This window comes from Roseburia yibonii, from assembly GCF_014297335.1.
In the GTDB taxonomy this organism is placed as follows: domain Bacteria; phylum Bacillota; class Clostridia; order Lachnospirales; family Lachnospiraceae; genus Roseburia_D; species Roseburia_D yibonii.
Window position 1 is genome coordinate 67498 of the sequence record NZ_JACOQH010000010.1, and the last position, 21524, is coordinate 89021.

The following is a 21524-nucleotide window of genomic DNA, read 5'->3' on the forward strand; positions in this document are numbered from 1 at the left end:
GGCGCTTATTTTTCCCTCAAATACACTTCCACGACCGCTCCGCCCGCTTCATTCCGGTATTCCAGATACCCGCCCTGCGCCGCCGCAAATTTCCTTACGATGGCAAGTCCAAGCCCCTGATGCGTGCTGTCGTGGCGGCTTTCATCTCCACTGTAAAATTCCTGATCCGCGTAAATCAGATCCCGCTTTGAAAAACCTCTTCCGAAATTATGGACCGAAATTTTTAAAAATTGTTCCCCCTCTCTGCAATTTTCCGCAACCGAAAGGCGGATCCCTTTTTCCGTATCGCCATACGCAAACGCATTGCTCAGTATATTTTCAAACGCACGGATCAAAAGCTGCCGGTCACAGATCACCCCGCCTTTTGTTTTTTCACCGGAAAACAAGACAAAACTGCCCTGCGCCGCCGCCGTCTGCCTTGCAATATCAAAAAGCAGTTCCTTTACTTCCTCCCCCGAAAACCGTTCCTGCTGCTCGGGGAGACTGCCGCCGTCCAGTACCTGCCGCATGGCTGCAAGATAGTCCTCGATCTGCTGCACATTGGAAAGAATGTATGCCGTGCTCTCCCCTGCCTCATCCGGCAGTGTTTCCTCCGCCAGAAGCTCCGCATGCCCGCGGATCACGGTGAGCGGTGTTTTGATGTCGTGCGCCAGTGCCGCCATCTGCTCTTTTTTCTGCTGCTCCAGCTTCCACTGCTGCTCCAGCGACTCTTTTAACGCCCGCTTCATTTTTTCAAACGAGTCCATAACGGTATTGATCTCTCTGATATCCGATGCCTCGATCTCGAAATCCAGTTCCTGATCTGCGATTTTTTTCGTGACACGCTCCAGCTTCTTCAATCTTTTTTTCAGTACTTTCGCAAATGTCCGCGACACAAGCACTGCATTGGCAAGAAGCAGCAGCACAAACAAAAAAAGGACAACAACGATCAAAATTCCCTCCGCATTCGGCAGATGATCGTTTAACTTTTCATTGGCGAACTGCAAATGGAGCGCGTATTTTACAATGCAGACCTCCCCGCTCTCCCGCCGGATATACTGATAATAGAAAGTTCCGCCCGCCGATGACCGCTCCTCCTCGTAATGCTTCCACGCCGGCTCTTTTTCCTCATCCGCAAAATTTCCATACAGATACCATCCATCCGCATCATACACGCCGTAGCTGCACCGGTTCGGGATAAGATCGGAGGTTACCACGTCTGCCTCCGCGATTGCGTCCCGTCTCTCATCGATCTGCTCCTCCGCATAATTTGCCGGAAGGAACAGACTGCTCAAGGGAAACAGGCAGATGACACCGATCAGAATCACAAAAATGAGCAGGATATTCACACAGAAGATCACCGTATATCTGGTAAAAAGCCCCGCAAGCGTGACCTCTCTCTTTTTTCGTTTTATTTCCATCTGTACCCGATCCCCCATACCGTCTCCACCGGAGAAACCTCAGATTTCTGAAATTTTGCCCGGATATTTTTAATGTGCTCGGTGATCGCGGAACTGTCCGCCTCCCCGTCATATCCGAACACATGCTCATAGATCTGCTCTTTGGAAAACACCTGTCCCCGGTTTAACGCCAGATACTCACAGATTGCGTACTCGCTCTTCGTAAGAAAGATCCGCTGTCCTTTGCAGAAAATCTGCTTTGCCTGCAAAGAAATCTCCACCTCACCGATCGTGACAAGATGCTTTTTTTCCCGCAGTTCCCGCCGAAGATGCGCCGCCACGCGCGCCCGCAGCTCCCCGATGCCAAACGGTTTTATGATATAGTCATCCCCGCCGACGCCAAGTCCGATCATCAGATCCTTTTCCTCGGATTTCGCCGTCACAAACAGGATCGGACAGTCCACCTTATCCCGGATCTTCTCACAGAGCGTAAAGCCGTCGATCCCCGGCATCATCACATCCAACAGGATAAGCTGGTACCAATTTAAGTGATCCATCTCTAACTTTTCCGGATCTTCGACGGTCGTCACATCGTATCCTTCTTTTTGCAGCGTCCGCTCGATCAGACGCAAAATTCCTCTGTCGTCATCGATTACAAGTATTCTAGTCATCACAGTGCCTTCCCTCATAAAAATGAAACCATACCATGATTATGACACAAACGGCAGCCCCAATCAATCCACCCGTGACTGCGCTCTGCCACAGCTGCGCCTTTGTATAAACATCCGCTTCCGGGTAAAGTGCCACTGTAACATACGTCATGCTTCCCCTTGCGCTGAAAGCCGCCGGGACAAACTGCCAGATGCCATCCCCCAGTCCGGTTAAAAACAACGCCGAGACCAGACTTTCCGTCACTGCCGCTCCCATGGAGACTGCCCTTGAAAATCTTAAGTTCAAAAAAAGATGCTCCGCATACAGCGGAATGCTGCCTGCCCAGAGAAGGAGCGCCGAGACCGCATAGACCACCGGAGGAATCTCCGTATTTTTTAAGAAAGACCATTCCCCCGCCGCCAAAATGCCGACAGCACCAAACACTGCGAAAAAAGCGAGTATCAAAAGCGCCATCCACTTTGCCAGAAACGCATACGCGCGCCGCGTCGTCGTTCCAAGAAACGTCTGAAAGTGTCCGACTTCCTCCACCGCGACACTTTTGGCGCACAAAATACTGATGACCACCGGAAACGCGATGCCGACTGCTTCAAAAAATCCCGAAACCTGCAATATCACACTCCAGTTTGATGACGCGTAATAGCATAAAAAGGCCACCGCCGGCAAAACCGCCCCTGCGATATGCATGGAATAACATCCACTATGCCGCATCTTTAAAAGTTCCGCTTTCCACGCTCTTCCTGTCTCTCTCATGCCTTTTCCACCTGCCTTTTGAACCACCTGCGGCTCCCCGCCCGGAGAAGAAATAACCAGAGCACCGATGCCGCCATCCCCAAAAGCACGGCGCGCGGCTCCATAAGTTCCGGCTTCCACGTCATCTGCCCCTCTTTTGCGATCAGTCCGTTTGGCAGGATCTCTAACAGTACGCACATCAGACGCGCCGTGATCCCCTGCGGCAAAAGAAAAAAAGCAGCGTCAAGCGACAGGCTGCCCGCAAGCACCATATACACTGCAAGGTGAAGCAAAAACATCAGAAATCCCCCGAACTTCTGGGACATCCATAAGCAAAACGGGATCTGCCAGAGCGAGGTAAGCCAGATCACGCCTGCCGCCACAATCTGCATCCGGACTGCCGGCATCCCCACCATGGTATAGGAAAACATCTCCGTCAGACAAAAGTTTCCTGCCACAGCCCCGGCAAGCAAAATTCCATTTGCGATCGCAGTCATGCCTGCCGCTGTAAGGATTTTGGCATCCCACACCTTTTCAATATCCACCGGAAGCGCAAAGATCGTGCGGTTTTGCTGTTTTTTATCCTTGCCCCCGACCACCGCGCAGATAATTGCGGTCATGCCGGGAAACATCATCATATACCACCAGTTAAAGCTGTCTACGGCAAAATAATTTCCGGTAAGAAACGCTGCCAGAAGACAGGTCATAAGCGGCATTGCCACGACAAGAAAAGGCAGAAACGTATGCCGGTATTTGAGCTTTTCCGCTAAAAAATATTGTTTCATCGCACACGCCCCCTCTCTGCAATGTCCAAAAACAGCTTTTCCAGATCCGCGCCCTGATCCACTCTGCCCTCATATTCCAGTCTGCCATGCGATAAGATCCCGATATGATCCGCCATCTGCCGGATCTCACTTAAAATATGGCTCGAAACAAGAACCGTCATTCCCTGCCCCGGGAAACTTTTTATGAGTTCCCTTAAGTCCCGGATCCCGACCGGATCAAGCCCGTTGGTCGGTTCATCCAGGATCAGAAGCTTCGGATTTCCCAGCAGTGCGGTGGCGATCCCAAGCCGCTGTTTCATGCCAAGCGAAAATGCTCCCGCCTTCTTTTTCCCGGTCTGCGTAAGATCCACGGTTTGTAACACTTTTTCGATACGGCTTTCCGGCACGCCAAGCATCAGCGCGCGCACTTTGAGATTCTCCCGGGCTGTCAGATTTTCATAGATCGGCGGTGTCTCAATCAGCGAGCCGATCTTTCCCAGATCTTTTCTGCTCCACACATGTCCGTCAAAATACAGGCTGCCCGCAGTCGGTGTCAAAATCCCCGTCATGGTTTTTAACAACGTGGATTTTCCCGCGCCGTTTGCTCCGAGCAGGCCATATACCGAGTTTTCCGGAATCGCTAACGTCACCCGGTCCAGGGCTTTCTGCTTCCCGAACTGTTTGGAAAGCTGCTTTGTTCTTAAAATCGCTTTACTCATAAATTCCTCCCTGTTTCTTTTTGTGCTTACAGGATACCGGATATTTCTAAGGAATTTATAAGGAAAATATCATTAATCTGATATTAAAAAAGAAAATCTGATATATATTTTTTTACCAGTATGATAAAAAGAGAGCAGATATTGACACAGATGTTTATTTTAAGGGAGGAATTTCTATGAATCGAAGAAAAATCAGCAAATCTGTCTGGCTCCTTTTATGTACAACTTCTCTGTACGGATGTGGCAGTTCTACTGTAGAAACAAACTACACATCCAATGAAGGACAGGTTGTAAACATATATTGCTGGAATGATGAATTTAAAAGCATATACGAAAGCTACGCAGCAGATATTGCTGAATCACATGGCGTAGAAGTTAATTTTTTCATAATATCAGATGACGACAATGCTTATCAGATCAACTTGGATGAAGCGCTTGCAAACCAGGAGAAGGTCATTGATGATGATCGTGTGGATCTTTTTCTCATCGAGGCGGATTATGCTGGGAAATATGTAAAATCTTCTTATACACTTGATGTAAAAAAAGACATCGGTCTGACAGATGACGATCTGAAAAACCAGTACTCTTATACCAAAGCAATTGTAAATGATGATGGTGTGCAAAAAGGAGTTACCTGGCAGGCAACTCCCGGTCTCTTTGCTTACCGCCGCTCCGTCGCAAAACAGGTTCTTGGCACTGATGATCCCGATCAGGTACAGCAAAAACTTTCAACCTGGGATGGTTTTGATGCCGTTGCTGACCAGATGCACAATGCTGGTTATTATATGTTATCCGGCTATGACGATTCCTATCGTCCTTTTTCCAACAATATGCAGACTCCATGGGTTGTCAATAATCAGATTCAGATCGACCCAAGCATTCAAAACTGGATCACACAGACAAAAAAATATTCCGAAAATAATTACTGCAATCACACTACTCTGTGGAGTCCTCAATGGAATCAGGATCAGGGGCCTGATGGAAATGTATTCGGTTTCTTTTATTCTACATGGGGCATCAATTTCACCCTGATGAGTAACTCTCTTGCCAACTCAAACGATCCTGCTCAGGTCGGAAACGGAATCTATGGTGATTATGCAGTCTGTGAAGGACCCGAGCCCTATTACTGGGGCGGAACCTGGATGTGCGCCGCAGATGGAACCGATAACCTTCCATTTATCAAAGACTTGATGTATCGTCTAACCTGTGATGAAAAGACCATGAAACAAATCACACTTGATACCCAGGACTACACCAATAATGAAGCAGCAATGGATGAAATCGCCCAAAGTGATTATTCTTCTGATTTTCTTGGCGGTCAGAATCACATTGCCCTGTTTGCTGAAGCTGCAAAAAAAATAGATATGAGCAATATTTCCGATTATGATAAAGACTGCAATGAAGTTATTCAGGAATCCCTTCATCCTTATTTTGACGGTGAAATTTCTCTCGATGAAGCGATCAATAATTTCTACAGTAAAATAGAATCTCTTCATCCAGAACTTTCCTATTAATCTGCTTTGAAAAGAGGTACACTATGAAAATTTTAAAAAATATGAGTATAAAATTAAAGGTTATGCTGCCGATCGCAATCCTTGGGATTGCCGTACTGTTAGCTGGTATTTCCAGTCTTATAAATTCCAAACGTTTACTAAATGCAGGCGTTGTTATTTCGAATGATTGTTCCCAAAGTATCGAATTGCTCATGGATATGTCTGCCGATCTTGAATCCATGGGAAAAAATATGTATGCGCATTGCGATGCGGATAACTCCACAAGCAAAAACAATTTTAAAAACACCATTGATTCTAAAATGGAAGACATGCAGGGCTATTTTGATGAATACAAAAAGCAGCCAATGACAGACCGTGAAAAAGAATATTTCGGTGCTATGACAGATAAATTTTCAAAATATAAGGACGGAATGGATCAGGTACTTGATGCGAGTTCCAAGGGAGACAATCCCGGTGCTATGACAACAATTAATGTAATTCAGAAACCCGCCGAAGATTATCTTTCCAAAAAAATAGAAAGTCTGATCTCCATGCGTAAAGATGCTATGAACTCTGCGCTCCTGGATCAGCAAAAAACTTATCTTTTCGCCAGAAATTCTGCCATTATTCTGGTTGCTGTTTCTGTTGTTATGATTTTAATTGCAACCTGGATCTGCCTGAAAGGCATTGTTGCTCCAATGCAGTACATCAGCCGCTCCCTGCAGCAAATTGTTGACAGCATTGAAAATAATGAAGGCGATCTGTCCGTCAGACTTTCCATTTCTGGAAATGATGAAATCGGAAGCGTTGGAAAAAACGTAAACGCGTTTATCCTCACACTCCAAAATATTATGAAACATATATCCGAAAGCTCCGTGGAGATGAACCGCATTGTTTCTGATGTAGATGAAAAGATTCGTTGTTCAGAGCAGAATTCAGGTGATATTTCTGTTGCAATGGAAGAACTTTCTGCCTCCATGATCTCTGTATCCGAAACCGTATCCGGTATTTCCAGCGATATGAAAGATATTGAAGACCGCGCTAAGGAACTTTCCGAAAAATCCGAGCATCTGTTAGCTTACTCCGATACTATGGATCAAAATGCGACTACTCTCAAGCAAAGCACCATTTTAAACAAGGAAAATACAAGTAAAGTTGTCACTGACATTATTGAAAAGCTTAAAGACGCTATTGAAAACAGCAAGCAGGTCGAACGTGTCAACGAATTAACCAACGATATTCTTGGTATTGCGGATCAGACTAACCTTCTGGCATTAAACGCATCTATCGAAGCTGCCAGAGCCGGTCAGGTTGGCCGCGGATTTGCCGTAGTTGCCTCAGAGATCGGTCATCTGTCGGAATCCAGCCGCAATGCCGCTGTCAATATCCAGTCGATCAATCAGACGATTGTCGGAACTGTAACCGAACTGATCCAGAATGCCAATGATCTTGTCGCGTATATTCAGCAGAATATTCTTCCTGACTACGACAAATTTGTGGACGCTGGAACCCAGTACAATGATGATGCCGTTTACATCAATGGTATTGTTGAAAACTTTAATAATATGTCCTTAGAACTGCGGCAATGTACCGAACATACCATGAACTATATTGACAATATCATTGCCTCTGTAACAGAAGGATCCAAAGGCATAAATGTAGCTGCTGATAACACCGCAAATCTTTCTGACGAAATAACTAATATCTCCGAACAGATTAAACAAAACAAGATTGTGGCGGATACCCTCAGTTCCGAGGCCAAACGATTTGTATGATACTTTGGAAATGCGCTAAAATCATATAGAAATGTTCACAGATTTTTGATACTATCTTTATAACAAAGATATGGAAAGGAATGATACCGGGGATGCACGAAAATTTAAACTGGGCAGTACTTGGCACAGGCGTCATCGCAAACGAGATGGCACAGGCACTGCAGAAAATGGGGAAATCTTTATACGCGGTTGGAAACCGTACACACGAAAAAGCCGTCACTTTTGCGGAAAAATACGGTGTTTCAAAGGTGTATGACAAAATTGATGACATGTTTTATGATGATGCGGTTGACATCATCTATATCGCCAGCCCGCACAACACGCACTACGCGTTTATGGAGCAGGCGCTTTTGCACGGAAAACACCTTCTGGTAGAAAAGTCGATCACGTTAAACAGCAGGGAGCTTGACAAAATGATCGCGCTCGCAAACGAAAAACACCTACTCCTTGCCGAAGCCATGACCATCTGGCATATGCCGCTTTATCAAAAACTCTGGGAGATCGTAAAGAGTGGGGAACTTGGAAAAGTTCAGATCATAACCATGAATTTCGGAAGTTTTAAAGAATATGACATGAAAAACCGCTTTTTTAATATGGATCTCGCCGGCGGCGCCATGTTAGACATCGGCGTATACGCGCTCTCGATCGTGAGAAGCTTTATGGATGAGACGCCGGACGATATCGTAAGCCAGTGGAAAGCCTCGCCGACCGGTTCGGACGAGCAGGCGACTATTCTGTTAAAAAACGGCTCTGGCCAGATGGCGACTGTCGCCCTCTCCATGCACTCCAAACAGCCCAAGCGCGCGATGATCAGCTGCGAACAGGGCTATATTGAGATCATGGAATATCCAAGAGCCGACAAGGCTGTTATCGTAGACGCAAACACCGGCAATGTGCGAGAGATCGCCTGCGGAGACACCGCAAACGCACTGTATTACGAGATGCTTGACATGGAAAACGCGGTAAAAACCGGCGACGCTTCCTCCATGCACCTCGCGTATTCCAAAGATGTCATGGACATCATGACCAGACTGCGGAAAAGCTGGAACATGAAATATCCGGGCGAAACGTGGTAAATCTATCGCCCAAGCTCATACAACAGGGCGTTACAGATCGCGGCAGCTACATTGCTGCCGCCTTTTCTTCCCCTGTTTATGATATAAGGCACATCTGTTTTTAAGATCAGTTCTTTCGCCGCTTCCACATTGACAAATCCAACCGGAACTCCAATGATAAACGCCGGGCGAAACTCCCCGCCTGTTATCATCTCATAGAGCCGGATCAGCGCTGTCGGCGCATTACCGACCGCAAAGATCACAGGCTTATTTAACTGCGCCGCAAATTCCATGCTGACGGTCGCGCGGGTGACGCCCCGTTCCTTTGCCAGTGCCGCAACTTTTTCATCTGCCATAAAACAGTGCACCTCCCCGCCGTGGCGCGCAAGCGCGCGTTTGTTGATCCCGGCAAGCGCCATATTGGTATCCGTCACAATATCCGCGCCCTGCAGGATCAGTTTTTTCGCCGTCTCGATCGCATCCGGCGCATAGACCATGGTTTTTACATAATCAAAATCCGCAGTTGTATGGATCACACGCTTGGTCACCGGCTTTTGTTCCTCCGGGATCACCAGTCCGTGCTCCTTTAATTCTTCCTCGATGATGGCAAAACTTCTCGCCTCGATCTCTCCCGGCTTTACATATTCAATCCCTTCCATGTCATGCACCTTCCCTTTCCTTTTTGTCCGCGCAGATCCCGGCAAGCGCACGAAGCAGCCTGTCATTTTCGCCGCGCGTCTTCACCGCGATCCGGTAATATCCCGTTTTCAGTCCCCGGAAATTACTGCAGTCTCGGATCAGTATCCCCTGCTTTAACAGCTCCTCATACAGCGGAAGTTCACTGTACAGTAATAAAAAATTTGCCTCTCCCGGAAAAACTCTGATCCCAAGTTTTTCTAACTGTGTCACGAGATAACTCCGCTCCTCCTTTAAAAACGTAACCGTTTTTCTGCGGTAATCCTCTTCGCCCACCGCAGCAGCACCTGCCCGCTGCGCAAAGACCGAAAGGTTCCACTCCGGCAGCTGGTCTTTGATCCGCTCTTTTACCGCTTTATTTTCACAGACCAGATAGCCGAGCCGCACGCCAGGGATCGCAAAGATCTTGGTGAACGCCCGCACTACGATGAGATTTTCAAATTCGCCCGTCCGCTTAAAAAAAGTCCGCACTTCCCATCCGTCCGTAAATTCAATAAAGCACTCATCCAAAACCACCGTGATCCCGTTGTCCCTGCAAAAAGCAATGATCTTTTCCAGAAGCTCCGGATTTACTCTGCTTCCGGTCGGATTATTCGGATTTGCCAGAAACAAAAGATCCACGCCGTCCGCCAGTTCTCTAAAAATCGCATCGTCCGGTGAAAAACCGTTTTCTTCGCTCATATGGTAATAGCGCACTTCCGCCCCAGATGCCGCAGCCGCCTTCTCATATCCCAGAAATGACGGCACCGGGATCAGTATTTTCTCCGGTTTGAGTGCATGCATGAGCGCCACAAACAGTTCCGACGCACCGTTGCCGCACACGATATGCTCTGTGGATACCCCCGTCATCCGGCCGATCGCCTGCAACAGCGCCTCCGCCTCCATGTCCGGGTAGTGCATACACTCCGATACCGCCTGCGTGAGTGCCTCCCGCACACGCTCCGGTATGCCAAGCGGATTGATGTTGACCGAGAAATCCAGTTTCACCGGATTGCGGTAAATGTCTCCTCCATGCTTCATGTTTTCGCTCCTTCCCATCCTGTCTTCCTAACCCAAATAAGCCGATGCAAACGACAGGCAATTACCTAATTCCCTGCCTTACCAACAGCCTGCAACAACAGCGTAGGCCACGATAAGCAGCATCAGTAAGAGCGCCTCGCAGAGAAATGCCGTCACATACAAAAGCCGGTTTGCCCGTCTTATATCCGAAATCTCCACCGGTCTTACGTCATCCCCGATATAGGGCTTTTTCACGATCTTTCCGAAGTAGCTTGCGTCACCCGCCAGCCGCACGCCCAGCGCTCCTGCGCAGACCGCCTCCGTGTGCGCGGAATTCGGGCTTGCGTGTTTCCTCCGGTCACGCCGGTAAACAGACAAAGCGCGTGTTCCGTCAAAGTCTCTGCCCGCCAGATATGCCGCCGCGATCATAAGATACGCGCTGATACGCGCCGGGAGATAATTTACCACATCATCGAGCTTTGCCGCAGTGCGCCCGAACAGCAGATAACGGTCATTCTTATAACCGATCATGGAATCCATCGTGTTGACCGCCTTATATAAAAAGCCGAGAAACGGTCCGCCGACCGCTAACGCGATCATCGGCGCGATCACCCCGTCCGAGGTGTTTTCCGCTACGGTCTCAACTGCCGCCTTTGTGACTCCCGCTTCATCGAGACATGCGGTGTCCCGCCCGACGATCATGGAAACCGCCCGCCTTGCGTCTTCTATTGTCCCGGTCTGTAAGGCATCATACACTTTCATGCTCTCGACCTTTAGCGAGCGAATCGCAAGAATCTGATAGGTCATAATACTTTCGACCACACAGCCCGCCACCGGCTGTATCCTGTATACAAAATACAGAATGCCACCGGACACCACGCCGGTGATGAGAAGTACAAGCACGACCAGGACGCTGCCCCGCGCGCGCAGATTTTTCGTTTCATCGTATAACTTTTTTTCCAAAAATGAAATGAGCCGCCCGATCAGCCGGATCGGATGCGGCAGCCAGTGCGGATCCCCAAACAGAAGATCCAGCACAAAACCCGCCAGAAACGCGATTCCATGATACACTATCATAATTTTCTTATCTCCATACCGTTTTTTCGGAGAAATTTAAGATCATCCACCGGCTCTGCCGGAAGATGAAACCGGCACACATAGCCTTCCCCGTTTTTTACCTGAAAATCAAAATAGGCGCCCTCTGAAAACGAACTGCAAAGCGCCATGATCGTGCCGCCGTGTACGACTGCTGCCACCCGGATCTCCGTGGCACTTTCCATGGTATTTTCCGCACGCAGGTACGAGAGCGCCCTCGCAAATCCAAGGCTTGTCCGCCGAAGGAACGCTTCCCTGCTCTCCCCGCCCGGAAATGGCAGCGTCCCGCCGCTGTCGATCCACGCCTGATAGTCTGGATCTCCGTTTAGTTCCCTGTAATTCTTTCCCTCGAATCTGCCAAAATCCATCTCTGTCCACTCCGGGATCTGCACCTGTGCCCTGCCCGGGAAAAGGATCTCCGCCGTCTGCCTGCACCGGAGCATCGGACTGACCAAAAGAAGTTCTGCCGGAATTTCTTTCTTTTTTAAAAGAAGTTCTGCCCGCCCTTCTTCCGAGAGCGCCTCATCCGTCTTTCCCAGATACCGGTGTTCTCTGTTTGCCGGTGTTGCTCCATGCCGGAGCAGAGAAAGCGTTACTTTAATCTCTGTCCGATTCCGCATATGACACGCTCCACCCTTTCTGATTCTGCCGCAATGGAGATTAAGATCCTGCCAAGCCTGTCGCGGTATTCCCGCTCAGCCCGCTTCATCGGCACAATGCCGTTTCCGACTTCATCCGCAACAATCACGCAGTCCGGGTGTGCCTTAAGCCATGCCGCCGCGACCGCCTCCGCGTCTTTTCCAGCCAGAAGGAGCCGCCGGATCCACAGATGAAAATGCAAAAACAGCACGCGCTCCGGCTGCGCGGTCAGATCCGCGTCTTCAAATCCAAGCCCTGTCGTTTCACCGTCAATGACCACCAGAGATTCCCCTTTATATTTCCTTTTTACATAGTCTGTCTTTCCCTGCGCGTAACCGCCCACATAAAGCTCCATCCTAACATCTCCCTCCAACTGCTGCCGCGACCGCGACTGCCGCCTCACAGATCATCACAAAATAACCCGCGGTATCTCCGGTGATCCCGCCAAGTTCATGATAACTCCGGTAACGATAATAAAGGAAACTTCCTGCCGCCGCGATCAGCACAAGCACTCCTGTCTTTCCACACCAGAAAATGAGAAGCACCGCACAGAGTATCAGCTGCAGATAGAGCGAAACCCGCACCGCCCGCTTTGCCGCGCTGTCCGCAAAGGTATAAAGAAGCCCGTTATTTTTTGCGGATCGAAACGTGACCACACCGATCCCGCTAAGACAGCGGGAGATCACATAACCAAAGCCAAGCGCAAGCAGGGCACGTCCATCCTTTATCTCCGAAAATGCCGCAAGGTAGATCAGATAATAAAGCACCAGCATGAGCACCGAAAACGCTCCGATATGGGAATCCTTTAAGATCTCTAATTTTTCTTCCCGCTCTTTATAGGAATGAAACGCATCCATCGTGTCCATAAATCCATCCGCGTGAAACCCTCCGGTGACGAGCAGCGGAAGCGCCGTTCCGATACAGGTAAACGCAAGATTTCCAATGGAAAGCCACTTACAGATGTAACTCCAGAGTAGCAAAAGCGCTCCGGTCACCACCCCGATCCATGGAAAAAAACAGAGGACATACTTCATATCGTCCTCCTCCCATGCAAACTGCGGCACCGGAATCTTGGAGTACAGCGAAAATGAAATACAGAGTGATTTTAAAATCCGCATGGCTCTTTTCTCCCTTCCTTTAAACTGACCGGAAGCCCGACCACGACCTCGGCCGCCTCATCCGCTTCCCTGAGCAGACACTGATTGATCTCGCCGAGCGTTCTTATATATGCAAGCGTATCCGCATCATAGGGCACGCCATCCTCAAACACGTTATTGGTCACGATGACAAGCCGGGATGCCGCCTCCCGCAGCGCGCGCATTTCCGACAGGATCTTTTCTTTCACCTGTCCGCCGGGCACTATGCCATCCGCGCGAAACATCTCGTTTGCCACAAGGTTGGACATACATTCCAGCAATACCGCGCTGCCGGGCCTGATCTGCTCCACCGCCTTTTTGATATCACGCGGCTGCTCGATCGTTAAAAATCCCTTTCCCTGCCTTGCCGCTTTGTGCTTCATTTTTCTCTTTTCGCCTTCCTCGTCAAAAATCTGCATGGTCGCAAGGTAATACTTTTCGGTAACGCCTGTAAAGCGCTCCATAAGCTGCTCCGCATACGCAGACTTTCCACTGCCGCTTCCGCCGATGATCAGATAAACCATAGTTTCCTCACTTAAAAACGGACATACTGTTCGACTGAAATGTCCGAAAATGTTGTTCTGGTTTCGTACAATGTCATTGCCATATCAAGTAACGCAAACATCATGACTGCGCCGGTTCCTTCCCCGAGCGCCAGCGACGCGTCGATGACCGGGACAAGCGCAAGCTCCTCAAGCATCCGTGCCGCCGCCGGTTCTTTGCTCTTATGCGACGGGATCATATAAGCGCGGGTTCCCGGAACCAACCGCTCCGCCACAAGTGCTGCCACCGTGCTGATAACGCCGTCCAGAACCACCGGGATCTGATAAAGCGCGCCGCCGATAAACACGCCGGCAAGCCCCGCAATGTCCAGTCCGCCCACCGTGGACAGAATGCGAAAGGTCTCATCTTTTCCAAAGTCATATTTTTGTAACGCTTCCGCTATGACCTGTCGTTTCCTTAAAAGCCCCGCATCACTTAACCCCGCGCCTCTGCCGGTGATCTCCTCCACTGCACAGCCGGAGAGCGCCGCCGCCACCGCACTGCTTGTCGTGGTATTTCCGATCCCCATTTCTCCGGTTGCGAGCAGGGAATATCCCTCCGCTTTGAAGCGACGCACAAGCTCCATTCCGACCTCGATCGCCGCTAACGTCTCCGCCTCTGTCATCGCCGGTTCCATTAAGAAATCCCTTGTTCCGGATCTTATCTTTTGATCCAGCACGCCATCGATCTTTTCCGTACTATTGATCCCGATATCCACCGGAAACACGTCCGCCCCGATGCTTTTTGCCATCTTTCCGACCGAGGATGCCTGCTTTCCCATGGATGCCGCGACTGCCGCCGTGACTTCCTGCCCCGACTGGCTCACGCCCTCTGCCACAATGCCGTTATCCGCGCACATGACGATCACCGCCTTTTTTGTGAGGTCAAAATCCGCTGTGCCAAGTGCCGCGCCGAGCTTTGCGGTCAGTGCTTCAAATGCTCCAAGCCCGTCGAGCGGCTTCGCGACCGCGTCCCAGTTTGCCTGTACCTGTTTTTTTATCTCCTCCGATGGACATCTGATCTCCAACTGCTGAAGTTCTTCCTTTGTCATGGTGTCTCCGTTATCCTCGCTTCCCGCAAAATCGAATAAATATGATCCATATCCAGATATTCCCGCAGAGTATCTGCCAGTTTATTATACTGCGTTTCCTTAAAGGCTGCATAGTCCATCATTTCACCGGTGTCGCACGAAATCCCTTTCTGCTCTGCCAGCGCCGCGATGACTTCTCCCGCAATTCCGTTTTCGTCAAAGATCCCGTGCAGATAGGAACCGTACACATTCCCTTTGGAAAGTACGACCGGAAGCTTATTCTCCGAAGCTTCCCCGCATCCTTTCGTGTCTCCCATATGGATCTCATAGCCCCATGCCTTTTTCCCGGAAAGCCCGGAAAGCACGCCTGAGATCTCTGGCAGTACCACTTCTTCCTGCGTGCGTGTCTTTTCCTTTTTTAATACCGTCCGGGTCGGCAAAAGCTCCATGCCGCGCATTTTTCCGCCTTCTTCCACGCCGTAGGGATCTTCGATACACTCCCCTAACATCTGGTAGCCGCCGCAAATTCCAAAGATCACGGTCGTCGCCGCCTTCTTTTTGATTGCCGCTTCCAGTCCGTTTTCGCGCATCCACTTTAAATCCCCCATCGTGTTTTTACTGCCCGGAAGCAGGATCAGATCCGGATCTGACAGCTCTGCCGTGCCGGTCACATACCGCACCGATACATCCGGGTTCTGCTCAAACACATCAAAATCCGTAAAATTTGAAATGCGTGGAAAATGAATGACCGCAAGATCGATCGCTCCTTTTCTTTTTTTCGCGAAACGGTCGGTCAGACTGTCTTCATCTTCCAGTGACAGGTGCATATATGGCACCACGCCCGCCACCGGCACATGACCTTTTTCCTCAAGCATCCGGATCCCCGGATCCAAAATACTCTTATCGCCCCGGAATTTATTGATGATAAGCCCGCATACCCGGTCTCTTTCCCTCTCCTCCAGCAAGAGGAGCGTGCCGAGCAGCTGCGCGAATACGCCGCCCCGGTCGATATCTCCCGCCAGAAGCACCGGCGCATCGACCAGTTCCGCCATTCCCATGTTTACGATATCATTTTCTTTCAGATTGATCTCCGCAGGACTTCCCGCCCCCTCGATCACGATGATATCCGCCTGTTCGGACAGCTTTAAAAACGCCTTTTTAATCTCGGGAACCAGCTTTTTTTTGTAGGCAAAATATTCTTTTGCCGGCATATTTCCAAGCACCTCGCCGTTTACGATCACCTGTGAGCCGACATCCGTCGTCGGCTTTAAAAGAATCGGATTCATACACACGGACGGCTCGATTCCTGCCGCTTCCGCCTGCATGACCTGTGCGCGTCCCATCTCAAGTCCTTCCTTTGTGATAAAGGAGTTGAGTGCCATGTTCTGCGACTTAAACGGCGCGGTGCGATAGCCATCCTGCGCAAAGATCCGGCAGAGTCCGGCGCAGAGCAGACTTTTTCCAACCCCGGACATCGTTCCCTGTATCATGATCACTTTTGCCATGGCAATTCTCCCTCCACTGATTTTCCAAGACTTTTTGCATACAAGAAGAGCTCCCGGTCTGCCTGATTGAACGCGCCAAAATCAGGAAACAGACATAGCACCCGCCCGCACTGATCGATCTCACGCTTTGCTGCCGCAAGCGTCTCTGCGGTGACTGTTTCAAACGCTTCCTCCGCGATCACCTTTGCCGCCAGTGCGCACGCCACCGGGTAATCGATGTCATTTTTCCACAGGATTCCCGTGGAAAACGGTATTTTTCCCCGCTGAAGCCTGCGATAGACAGGCGCGCCGTTTCCGCCGCCCGCGATCACAAAAACTTCCGGCTTTCCGGTCACACGGGGAAGCTCCGCTCTGCCGGACGCTTCATCAAATGTGCCTTCCGTAATATCATAAAGCTCACTCATATACCCCGGCGTGAATACCTCCTCCGGCGTTCCAAACCGCCCGGCATATGCGCCTTTGACACACAGCACACGGTCGGAGACCCGCTCGGCGAGATCCAGCTCATGCAGTGACATGATGACTGTCCGCTTCTTCGTCTTTGCCATCTCCTGCAAGATCGATAAAAATTCCAGTTTATAACGGATATCGAGATAAGACGTCGGTTCGTCGAGTACTAAAATCTCCGGCTCCTGCGCGATCGCACGCGCCAGCATCACACGCTGTCTCTCTCCGTCGCTAACCGAATGAAAATCCTTTTTTGCAAGCGCCGTGGTTCTTGTAAGCTCCATCGCCTCCCGCACAACGGCATGATCTTTCTCGGAAAGCACACCAAGACGCCCGGTATAAGGGTAACGTCCGGTCTCTACGACATCCTCACAGGTCATAAGCTCGGTGCGCACCTGCTCGGTCAGAACAACAGACATCTTCTTTGCCAGTTCTGCCGCCTCCATCCGCTCAATGCTCTCTCCGTCCAAAAGCACGGTTCCGGCGATCAAAGAAAGCTGCCCGATGATACTTTTTAATATGGTAGATTTCCCCGCGCCGTTTGGCCCGATCAGTGTTAAGATCTCACCTTTTTTTACATTCAGTGTGATATCTTTTATCAGTGGCTTTCCTTCGTATCCAACCGTCATCTGACTGGCAGAAAAATAGTAAGTTTCCATGCTGTTTATCTTACCTCCCTTTTCTGGCGTATCATCACAAAGATCACGACCGGCGCGCCAAATACCGCTGTCACGGTGCTGATGGAAAGCTCAGTCGGCGCAAACAGCGTACGCGCGATCAGGTCACAGAACAGACAGCAGATGCCGCCACCCAAAAAGCACGCCGGGATCATAAGGATCGGTTTTGCCGTCCGAAACAGATTTTTAATGAGCTGCGGAACCGCGATCCCGACAAAGGACACCGGACCTGCAAACGCGGTCACACACGCGGACAAAATACTGGAGAGCAGTACCAGAAGCACGCGGAACAGCCGGATGTTGACTCCCATATTTTTCGCATAGGATTCCCCGAGCTGATAAGCGCCCATCGGCTTGGACAAAAAAAACGTCACTGCGCCTGTCAGAAGAACGACCACCGACATGACCCGGATATTTCCCCAGGAAATACCGGAAAAACTGCCCATTGACCAGTTGTGGAGATTTACAATATCGGAATCATCCGCGAATGTCACGACAAAATCCGTGACAGCCGAGCAGATATAGCCGATCATGACACCACTCACCACAAGCATTGACATCTGCCGCAGTTTTTTTGAGATCAGAAGTACAAATCCCATGGAGATCATCGCTCCCGCGAACGCCGCAAGGATCAGCGCAAACGAACTGATCTTTAACGCATTTCCGAGGAAAAATACCATGACGAGCGCGACTACGAGCTTCGCGCCGGAAGAAATGCCGAGCACGAACGGCCCCGCAAGCGGGTTGTGAAAAAACGTCTGAAGCAGATACCCGGAGAGCGCAAGCGCGCCGCCCAAAATGACCGCCGCAAGTGCCCGCGGAAACCGGATCTGCAAAATGATGTTTTTCACCGTCTCACCTGCTTCTTTCCCGCCAAGGATGGAAGCCACCTCGGACAGCGGGATATTCACACTACCGATACAGATATTACATGCCACAAGAATGAGAAGCAGCAAAATAAGATCTGCGTACAAAACCGCATATGCCTTTTTTTTACTGCAGCCGGAATAAAAACGTATAGGTTTCATCGGCATTCTCCTCTCCTTCTAACATCGTGTGGATATCACCGGTCATCGTGCCAAGCTCCATGGATCTCTGATAGAGATTCTGCGTTGTGCAAAAGACATTTCCGTCCTTTACCGCCTTGAAATCGGACAGAAGATCACTCTTTGCGAGAAGCGCGTCCAATGATTTTACCTCGCCCTCGATCGTACTGTTGTAGATCAGATAGTCCGCGTCCTTCGCGCGCGCGTAAAATTCTTCCATCTGCATATTGACTGACGAGGATGCATCGGTATCGGCTCCGAGGTCAGAAAAAATATAGTTTCCGCCCGCAAGTTCGATCATTTTGGGGACATAGTCACCTGATTTCCGGACGTTGACACTGCCATTTGACGTGATATAGAAAAACGCTACGGTCTTTCCGGTATTTTCTCCGTCAGATGCCGCCGCCACGGCGTCTTTTTGCTCCGCGAACACCTGCTCCGCCACATCTTCCTTTCCCTCGAGCGCGCCATATAATTTCACCCACTCCGTCCTCCCGAGCGGATGTGTCTCATAGCTGGAGTGATCGACCAGTACCGGAATCCCGAATTTTTCCAGATTTTCCTTGATCTCTGGGGAATGGTAGATCATCGTTGACTGGATCGACAGATTGCATCCGGTGTCTAAGATCTGCTCATAGTCCGGTGCGCTGTATTTTCCCGCATAAAGGATACTTCCATTATCCATTGCCTGCCTTGCCTCGTCAATATACCATCCGTCTTTTTTTGTCCCGGAAAGGCTGATCGCATCGAGCGCATCGAGCGACCGGAACATGTCCATCGTTGCAGATGCCACAAGATAAATGTGATCGACCGGCTGTTTTAACACCACGATATCGGAATCGAGATCATCCGGCGCCTCTTCCTTTTGCGGCACAACCAAAAAACGGCTGCCATCTGATATTGTAATCAGCGCCAAGCCGTCATTATAGTAATCCACTGCAAACTCTTTCGCGTAATCAAGCTGCATTCTGTGATCGTAAGTAAGAGATGCGCTGATGTTTTCATCCACAGCAAGGCTTCCGGCATCCTCCTTTTGTCCGCAGGATGTCAGAAGCACTGCTGCCATTATGAAAATCAAAAAAAGTATCTGCTTTTTTCGTATCATCTTACTTCTTCTTTCTTTTCCAGATCATATAGCCAATACCGGTTCCCGCAAGGAAACAGACTGCAAAGATCCCGACGATATACGGAATGGAAACTCCGTCTTTTTTTGCGGAATCCTCATCAAACGTCAGCGTGTAGGTGATCTCATGCGGCTCACTCATCGCCGTTGTATCCGCAATGACCGTCATTTCCTCATTCCATGCCGTGACCGGGATCTCAAATGTGGAATTTCCGTCTTTATTTACCGGATCATAGGTCGTATCCCCAACGATCATATAATCGTAATTCGGGCTGCTCCACTCGATCGTCGCGGTTGCGGTATGATCTTTCACTGTAACCTTCGCCGGAGATGTAATGGACGCTCTGCCGCTTCCTCCGGAAAGTACAACGTCTACCTGGTAAGTGCCATCCGAAAGAGATGTCTCCTCCGGTTCGCTCTCCGTTGCTGCCTCTGCAGCCGGTGTCAGATCCACGAGAAGCGCGTCCGCCGGGAGACTTTCCGCGTCAAATACCAGCGTACGGTCATACCATTTCTCCTTGCGCTTACTGAATGCGGCACAGTCGATCTTCTGATTCAACGCCTCGACCGGAACCGTGTAGGTATATGCGCCATCCGCATCCTCCACATATCCGATATATGCCGACGCATCCGCTGCCACCGCTTCCTCTCCGGTTCCCATAAATAACTGCAGGTAACCGGTTCCGCCTAATGTGAGCACTGCGCTCATACTGCCGTCTTGCACGGTAAGCTCTGCCTTTACGATACGAAACATGGAGGAGGAGGATTCCACATTGATCTCATAAGTGCCATCCTTTACCTCACTTCCGGTAACCGGTACCATAGTATCGCTGCCGACTTCCTCGACGCCTGCCATCTCTTCCGACGTCGCGACCATTCCTTCCGTGCCCGCTTCTGTATTTATTTCTTCTGCAAAAACAGCTTTCGGGGAGACGCAAAATGCGCTGCTCCCCAAAATCACTGCTGCAAAAAATATAGCTATTTTCTGCTTCAAACCTCATTACTCCTTATTCTGCAAGACTGTCGATCGCTGCCTGTGTATGTGATACATAGATGTTCTGGATCGCTTCATCCTGTCCAAGTCCCTCGATGATGCAGTTTACTTCGTAACCTGCTGCTTCAAACTGGGATTTCCAGGAATCATCCTCATCGCCTGCCATATCATTGTTTGCGTGATCACCTGCTACTACCATGAGCGGCTTTAATACCACTTTTTTGTATTTTCCAGCTTCATTGATCTGGTTGATCAGATCCTCTACGGACGGAGTCGCTTCTACGGTTCCGATGTAGTAATTTTCAAATCCGTCTGCGGTAAGTACTTCCTGCAGTTTTGCGTAATCTGCGTTGGAATCTGCTTCTGTTCCATGACCCATAAAGCAGATCGCAGTCTCACCATCATCATAGGAAGCGGTTTCTGCTGTGATTGCCTGTGCCACTGCTTCGTAATCCGCATCGCTGGATAAAAGCGGATCTGCAAGTACAACCTGGTCAAATTTATCCTTGTAACCTTCAAGCGCGTCATTTAAATCTGTATATTCAAATCCGCTCATCAGATGGGTCGGCTGAACAACCAGTGTCTTTACGCCGTCTGCTACTGCGCGGTCAAGCGCTTCTTCTACGTTATCGATCTCCAGTCCGTCACGTTCCTTTAATTTGTCGATGATGATCTGGCTGGTAAATGCTCTGCGCACTTCATATTCCGGGAATGCTGCTGTAACTGCATTTTCGATCGCACCGATCGTAATGTCTCTGCTGTCGTTATAGCTTGTTCCGAAACTTACTACTAAAATCACTTTATCACCTGCGTTTTCTGTGTTCTGCTCGGTAGAAGCTTCTGCTACTGCTTCCTCTGTGCTCTTTTCTTCGGTTGCCTGTACGCTTTCCTTTGCGTCTGTTGTCGTAGCAGCGGTATCATCTGCCTTGCTGCCGCATCCTGCGAGCAGAAACGCTCCGGTCAGGGCTGCTGTGAGTAACACTGCGATTTTCTTTTTCATAATGATTT

General features: G+C 49.8%; 22 protein-coding genes. 3 read left to right on the plus strand and 19 right to left on the minus strand.

What is annotated here, in order from left to right; genetic code table 11:
• Positions 1-5: 5 nt before the first annotated feature.
• The 5 genes from H8Z76_RS12175 to H8Z76_RS12195 are packed head-to-tail and all read right to left on the minus strand — an operon-like array spanning position 6 to position 4263.
• Positions 6-1418, minus strand: coding sequence for a sensor histidine kinase (locus H8Z76_RS12175; protein ID WP_186982621.1), 1413 nt, complete (start codon positions 1416-1418; stop codon positions 6-8).
• Complete coding sequence (locus H8Z76_RS12180) at positions 1391-2050, minus strand: response regulator transcription factor (protein WP_186982624.1); 660 nt, start codon at positions 2048-2050, stop codon at positions 1391-1393. Before H8Z76_RS12180 ends, H8Z76_RS12175 begins: the two co-directional genes overlap by 28 nt.
• Positions 2043-2801 (minus strand): lantibiotic immunity ABC transporter MutG family permease subunit, encoded by a 759-nt coding sequence (locus H8Z76_RS12185; RefSeq protein WP_186982625.1) that lies wholly within the window; start codon positions 2799-2801, stop codon positions 2043-2045. The genes H8Z76_RS12180 and H8Z76_RS12185 overlap by 8 nt, the downstream gene beginning before the upstream one ends.
• Complete coding sequence (locus tag H8Z76_RS12190; RefSeq protein WP_186982626.1) at positions 2798-3565, minus strand: lantibiotic immunity ABC transporter MutE/EpiE family permease subunit; 768 nt, start codon at positions 3563-3565, stop codon at positions 2798-2800. The genes H8Z76_RS12185 and H8Z76_RS12190 overlap by 4 nt, the downstream gene beginning before the upstream one ends.
• Positions 3562-4263 (minus strand): lantibiotic protection ABC transporter ATP-binding protein, encoded by a 702-nt coding sequence (locus H8Z76_RS12195; RefSeq protein WP_022516652.1) that lies wholly within the window; start codon positions 4261-4263, stop codon positions 3562-3564. Before H8Z76_RS12195 ends, H8Z76_RS12190 begins: the two co-directional genes overlap by 4 nt.
• A 176-nt stretch (positions 4264-4439) precedes the next feature.
• On the opposite strand from H8Z76_RS12195, the gene H8Z76_RS12200 reads away from it, so the two are divergent.
• From H8Z76_RS12200 to H8Z76_RS12210, 3 genes are all read left to right on the plus strand, one after another.
• The gene (locus H8Z76_RS12200; RefSeq protein WP_147619186.1) at positions 4440-5777 is read left to right on the plus strand and encodes a carbohydrate ABC transporter substrate-binding protein; all 1338 of its coding nucleotides are present in this window, start codon (positions 4440-4442) and stop codon (positions 5775-5777) included.
• 23 nt (positions 5778-5800) lie between these two features.
• A complete protein-coding gene (locus H8Z76_RS12205) occupies positions 5801-7531 on the plus strand; it encodes a methyl-accepting chemotaxis protein (protein ID WP_022516650.1) in 1731 nt (576 codons plus the stop codon).
• A 92-nt stretch (positions 7532-7623) separates the two neighbouring features.
• A complete protein-coding gene (locus H8Z76_RS12210; RefSeq protein ID WP_186982628.1) occupies positions 7624-8607 on the plus strand; it encodes a Gfo/Idh/MocA family protein in 984 nt (327 codons plus the stop codon).
• Positions 8608-8609: 2 nt separating this feature from the next.
• Here the strand turns inward: H8Z76_RS12210 and H8Z76_RS12215 are convergent, their stop codons facing one another.
• From H8Z76_RS12215 to H8Z76_RS12280, 14 genes are all read right to left on the minus strand, one after another.
• The gene (locus H8Z76_RS12215; protein ID WP_186982629.1) at positions 8610-9245 is read right to left on the minus strand and encodes a precorrin-8X methylmutase; all 636 of its coding nucleotides are present in this window, start codon (positions 9243-9245) and stop codon (positions 8610-8612) included.
• Between the two features lies 1 nt (position 9246).
• Entirely contained in the window at positions 9247-10302 is a 1056-nt protein-coding gene (locus H8Z76_RS12220; protein ID WP_186982631.1) for a pyridoxal phosphate-dependent aminotransferase, read from the minus strand.
• 78 nt (positions 10303-10380) lie between these two features.
• Positions 10381-11358, minus strand: coding sequence for an adenosylcobinamide-phosphate synthase CbiB (gene cbiB, locus H8Z76_RS12225; RefSeq protein WP_207723139.1), 978 nt, complete (start codon positions 11356-11358; stop codon positions 10381-10383).
• Positions 11355-11996 carry a histidine phosphatase family protein gene (locus H8Z76_RS12230; protein WP_147619189.1) on the minus strand — a complete coding sequence of 214 codons (642 nt, stop codon included), beginning with the start codon at positions 11994-11996 and terminating at the stop codon, positions 11355-11357. Before H8Z76_RS12230 ends, cbiB begins: the two co-directional genes overlap by 4 nt.
• The gene (locus H8Z76_RS12235) at positions 11969-12370 is read right to left on the minus strand and encodes a bifunctional adenosylcobinamide kinase/adenosylcobinamide-phosphate guanylyltransferase (protein ID WP_186982632.1); all 402 of its coding nucleotides are present in this window, start codon (positions 12368-12370) and stop codon (positions 11969-11971) included. Before H8Z76_RS12235 ends, H8Z76_RS12230 begins: the two co-directional genes overlap by 28 nt.
• A gap of 1 nt (position 12371) precedes the next feature.
• Positions 12372-13133 (minus strand): adenosylcobinamide-GDP ribazoletransferase, encoded by a 762-nt coding sequence (locus H8Z76_RS12240; protein ID WP_186982633.1) that lies wholly within the window; start codon positions 13131-13133, stop codon positions 12372-12374.
• Complete coding sequence (locus tag H8Z76_RS12245) at positions 13121-13675, minus strand: bifunctional adenosylcobinamide kinase/adenosylcobinamide-phosphate guanylyltransferase (RefSeq protein ID WP_186982634.1); 555 nt, start codon at positions 13673-13675, stop codon at positions 13121-13123. Before H8Z76_RS12245 ends, H8Z76_RS12240 begins: the two co-directional genes overlap by 13 nt.
• Before the next feature lie 11 nt (positions 13676-13686).
• Positions 13687-14745, minus strand: a complete 1059-nt coding sequence (cobT, locus tag H8Z76_RS12250; RefSeq protein WP_186982635.1) for a nicotinate-nucleotide--dimethylbenzimidazole phosphoribosyltransferase — start codon at positions 14743-14745, stop codon at positions 13687-13689.
• Positions 14742-16229: a cobyric acid synthase gene (locus tag H8Z76_RS12255; RefSeq protein ID WP_186982636.1), complete on the minus strand. Its 1488-nt coding sequence runs from the start codon at positions 16227-16229 to the stop codon at positions 14742-14744. Before H8Z76_RS12255 ends, cobT begins: the two co-directional genes overlap by 4 nt.
• Complete coding sequence (locus H8Z76_RS12260) at positions 16217-17335, minus strand: ABC transporter ATP-binding protein (protein WP_186982637.1); 1119 nt, start codon at positions 17333-17335, stop codon at positions 16217-16219. The genes H8Z76_RS12255 and H8Z76_RS12260 overlap by 13 nt, the downstream gene beginning before the upstream one ends.
• A 5-nt stretch (positions 17336-17340) precedes the next feature.
• Entirely contained in the window at positions 17341-18381 is a 1041-nt protein-coding gene (locus tag H8Z76_RS12265; RefSeq protein ID WP_186982639.1) for a FecCD family ABC transporter permease, read from the minus strand.
• Complete coding sequence (locus tag H8Z76_RS12270) at positions 18347-19504, minus strand: ABC transporter substrate-binding protein (protein ID WP_456300149.1); 1158 nt, start codon at positions 19502-19504, stop codon at positions 18347-18349. Before H8Z76_RS12270 ends, H8Z76_RS12265 begins: the two co-directional genes overlap by 35 nt.
• A gap of 1 nt (position 19505) precedes the next feature.
• A complete protein-coding gene (locus tag H8Z76_RS12275) occupies positions 19506-20516 on the minus strand; it encodes a hypothetical protein (protein WP_147619197.1) in 1011 nt (336 codons plus the stop codon).
• Positions 20517-20529: 13 nt separating this feature from the next.
• Positions 20530-21516: a sirohydrochlorin cobaltochelatase gene (locus H8Z76_RS12280; protein ID WP_022514324.1), complete on the minus strand. Its 987-nt coding sequence runs from the start codon at positions 21514-21516 to the stop codon at positions 20530-20532.
• Positions 21517-21524: the final 8 nt, after the last annotated feature.

Coding starts and splice junctions, on each gene's coding strand:
- cobT (WP_186982635.1), bottom strand. CDS start 14,745: ATGACAAAGGAAGAACTTCAGCAGTTGGAGATCAGATGTCCATCGGAG.
- H8Z76_RS12210 (WP_186982628.1), top strand. CDS start 7,624: ATGCACGAAAATTTAAACTGGGCAGTACTTGGCACAGGCGTCATCGCA.
- H8Z76_RS12230 (WP_147619189.1), bottom strand. CDS start 11,996: ATGCGGAATCGGACAGAGATTAAAGTAACGCTTTCTCTGCTCCGGCAT.
- H8Z76_RS12280 (WP_022514324.1), bottom strand. CDS start 21,516: ATGAAAAAGAAAATCGCAGTGTTACTCACAGCAGCCCTGACCGGAGCG.
- H8Z76_RS12270 (WP_456300149.1), bottom strand. CDS start 19,504: ATGATACGAAAAAAGCAGATACTTTTTTTGATTTTCATAATGGCAGCA.
- H8Z76_RS12235 (WP_186982632.1), bottom strand. CDS start 12,370: ATGGAGCTTTATGTGGGCGGTTACGCGCAGGGAAAGACAGACTATGTA.
- H8Z76_RS12220 (WP_186982631.1), bottom strand. CDS start 10,302: ATGAAGCATGGAGGAGACATTTACCGCAATCCGGTGAAACTGGATTTC.
- cbiB (WP_207723139.1), bottom strand. CDS start 11,358: ATGATAGTGTATCATGGAATCGCGTTTCTGGCGGGTTTTGTGCTGGAT.
- H8Z76_RS12185 (WP_186982625.1), bottom strand. CDS start 2,801: ATGAGAGAGACAGGAAGAGCGTGGAAAGCGGAACTTTTAAAGATGCGG.
- H8Z76_RS12255 (WP_186982636.1), bottom strand. CDS start 16,229: ATGGCAAAAGTGATCATGATACAGGGAACGATGTCCGGGGTTGGAAAA.
- H8Z76_RS12265 (WP_186982639.1), bottom strand. CDS start 18,381: ATGAAACCTATACGTTTTTATTCCGGCTGCAGTAAAAAAAAGGCATAT.
- H8Z76_RS12180 (WP_186982624.1), bottom strand. CDS start 2,050: ATGACTAGAATACTTGTAATCGATGACGACAGAGGAATTTTGCGTCTG.
- H8Z76_RS12260 (WP_186982637.1), bottom strand. CDS start 17,335: ATGGAAACTTACTATTTTTCTGCCAGTCAGATGACGGTTGGATACGAA.
- H8Z76_RS12205 (WP_022516650.1), top strand. CDS start 5,801: ATGAAAATTTTAAAAAATATGAGTATAAAATTAAAGGTTATGCTGCCG.
- H8Z76_RS12195 (WP_022516652.1), bottom strand. CDS start 4,263: ATGAGTAAAGCGATTTTAAGAACAAAGCAGCTTTCCAAACAGTTCGGG.
- H8Z76_RS12200 (WP_147619186.1), top strand. CDS start 4,440: ATGAATCGAAGAAAAATCAGCAAATCTGTCTGGCTCCTTTTATGTACA.
- H8Z76_RS12245 (WP_186982634.1), bottom strand. CDS start 13,675: ATGGTTTATCTGATCATCGGCGGAAGCGGCAGTGGAAAGTCTGCGTAT.
- H8Z76_RS12215 (WP_186982629.1), bottom strand. CDS start 9,245: ATGGAAGGGATTGAATATGTAAAGCCGGGAGAGATCGAGGCGAGAAGT.
- H8Z76_RS12240 (WP_186982633.1), bottom strand. CDS start 13,133: ATGCGGATTTTAAAATCACTCTGTATTTCATTTTCGCTGTACTCCAAG.
- H8Z76_RS12190 (WP_186982626.1), bottom strand. CDS start 3,565: ATGAAACAATATTTTTTAGCGGAAAAGCTCAAATACCGGCATACGTTT.
- H8Z76_RS12175 (WP_186982621.1), bottom strand. CDS start 1,418: ATGGGGGATCGGGTACAGATGGAAATAAAACGAAAAAAGAGAGAGGTC.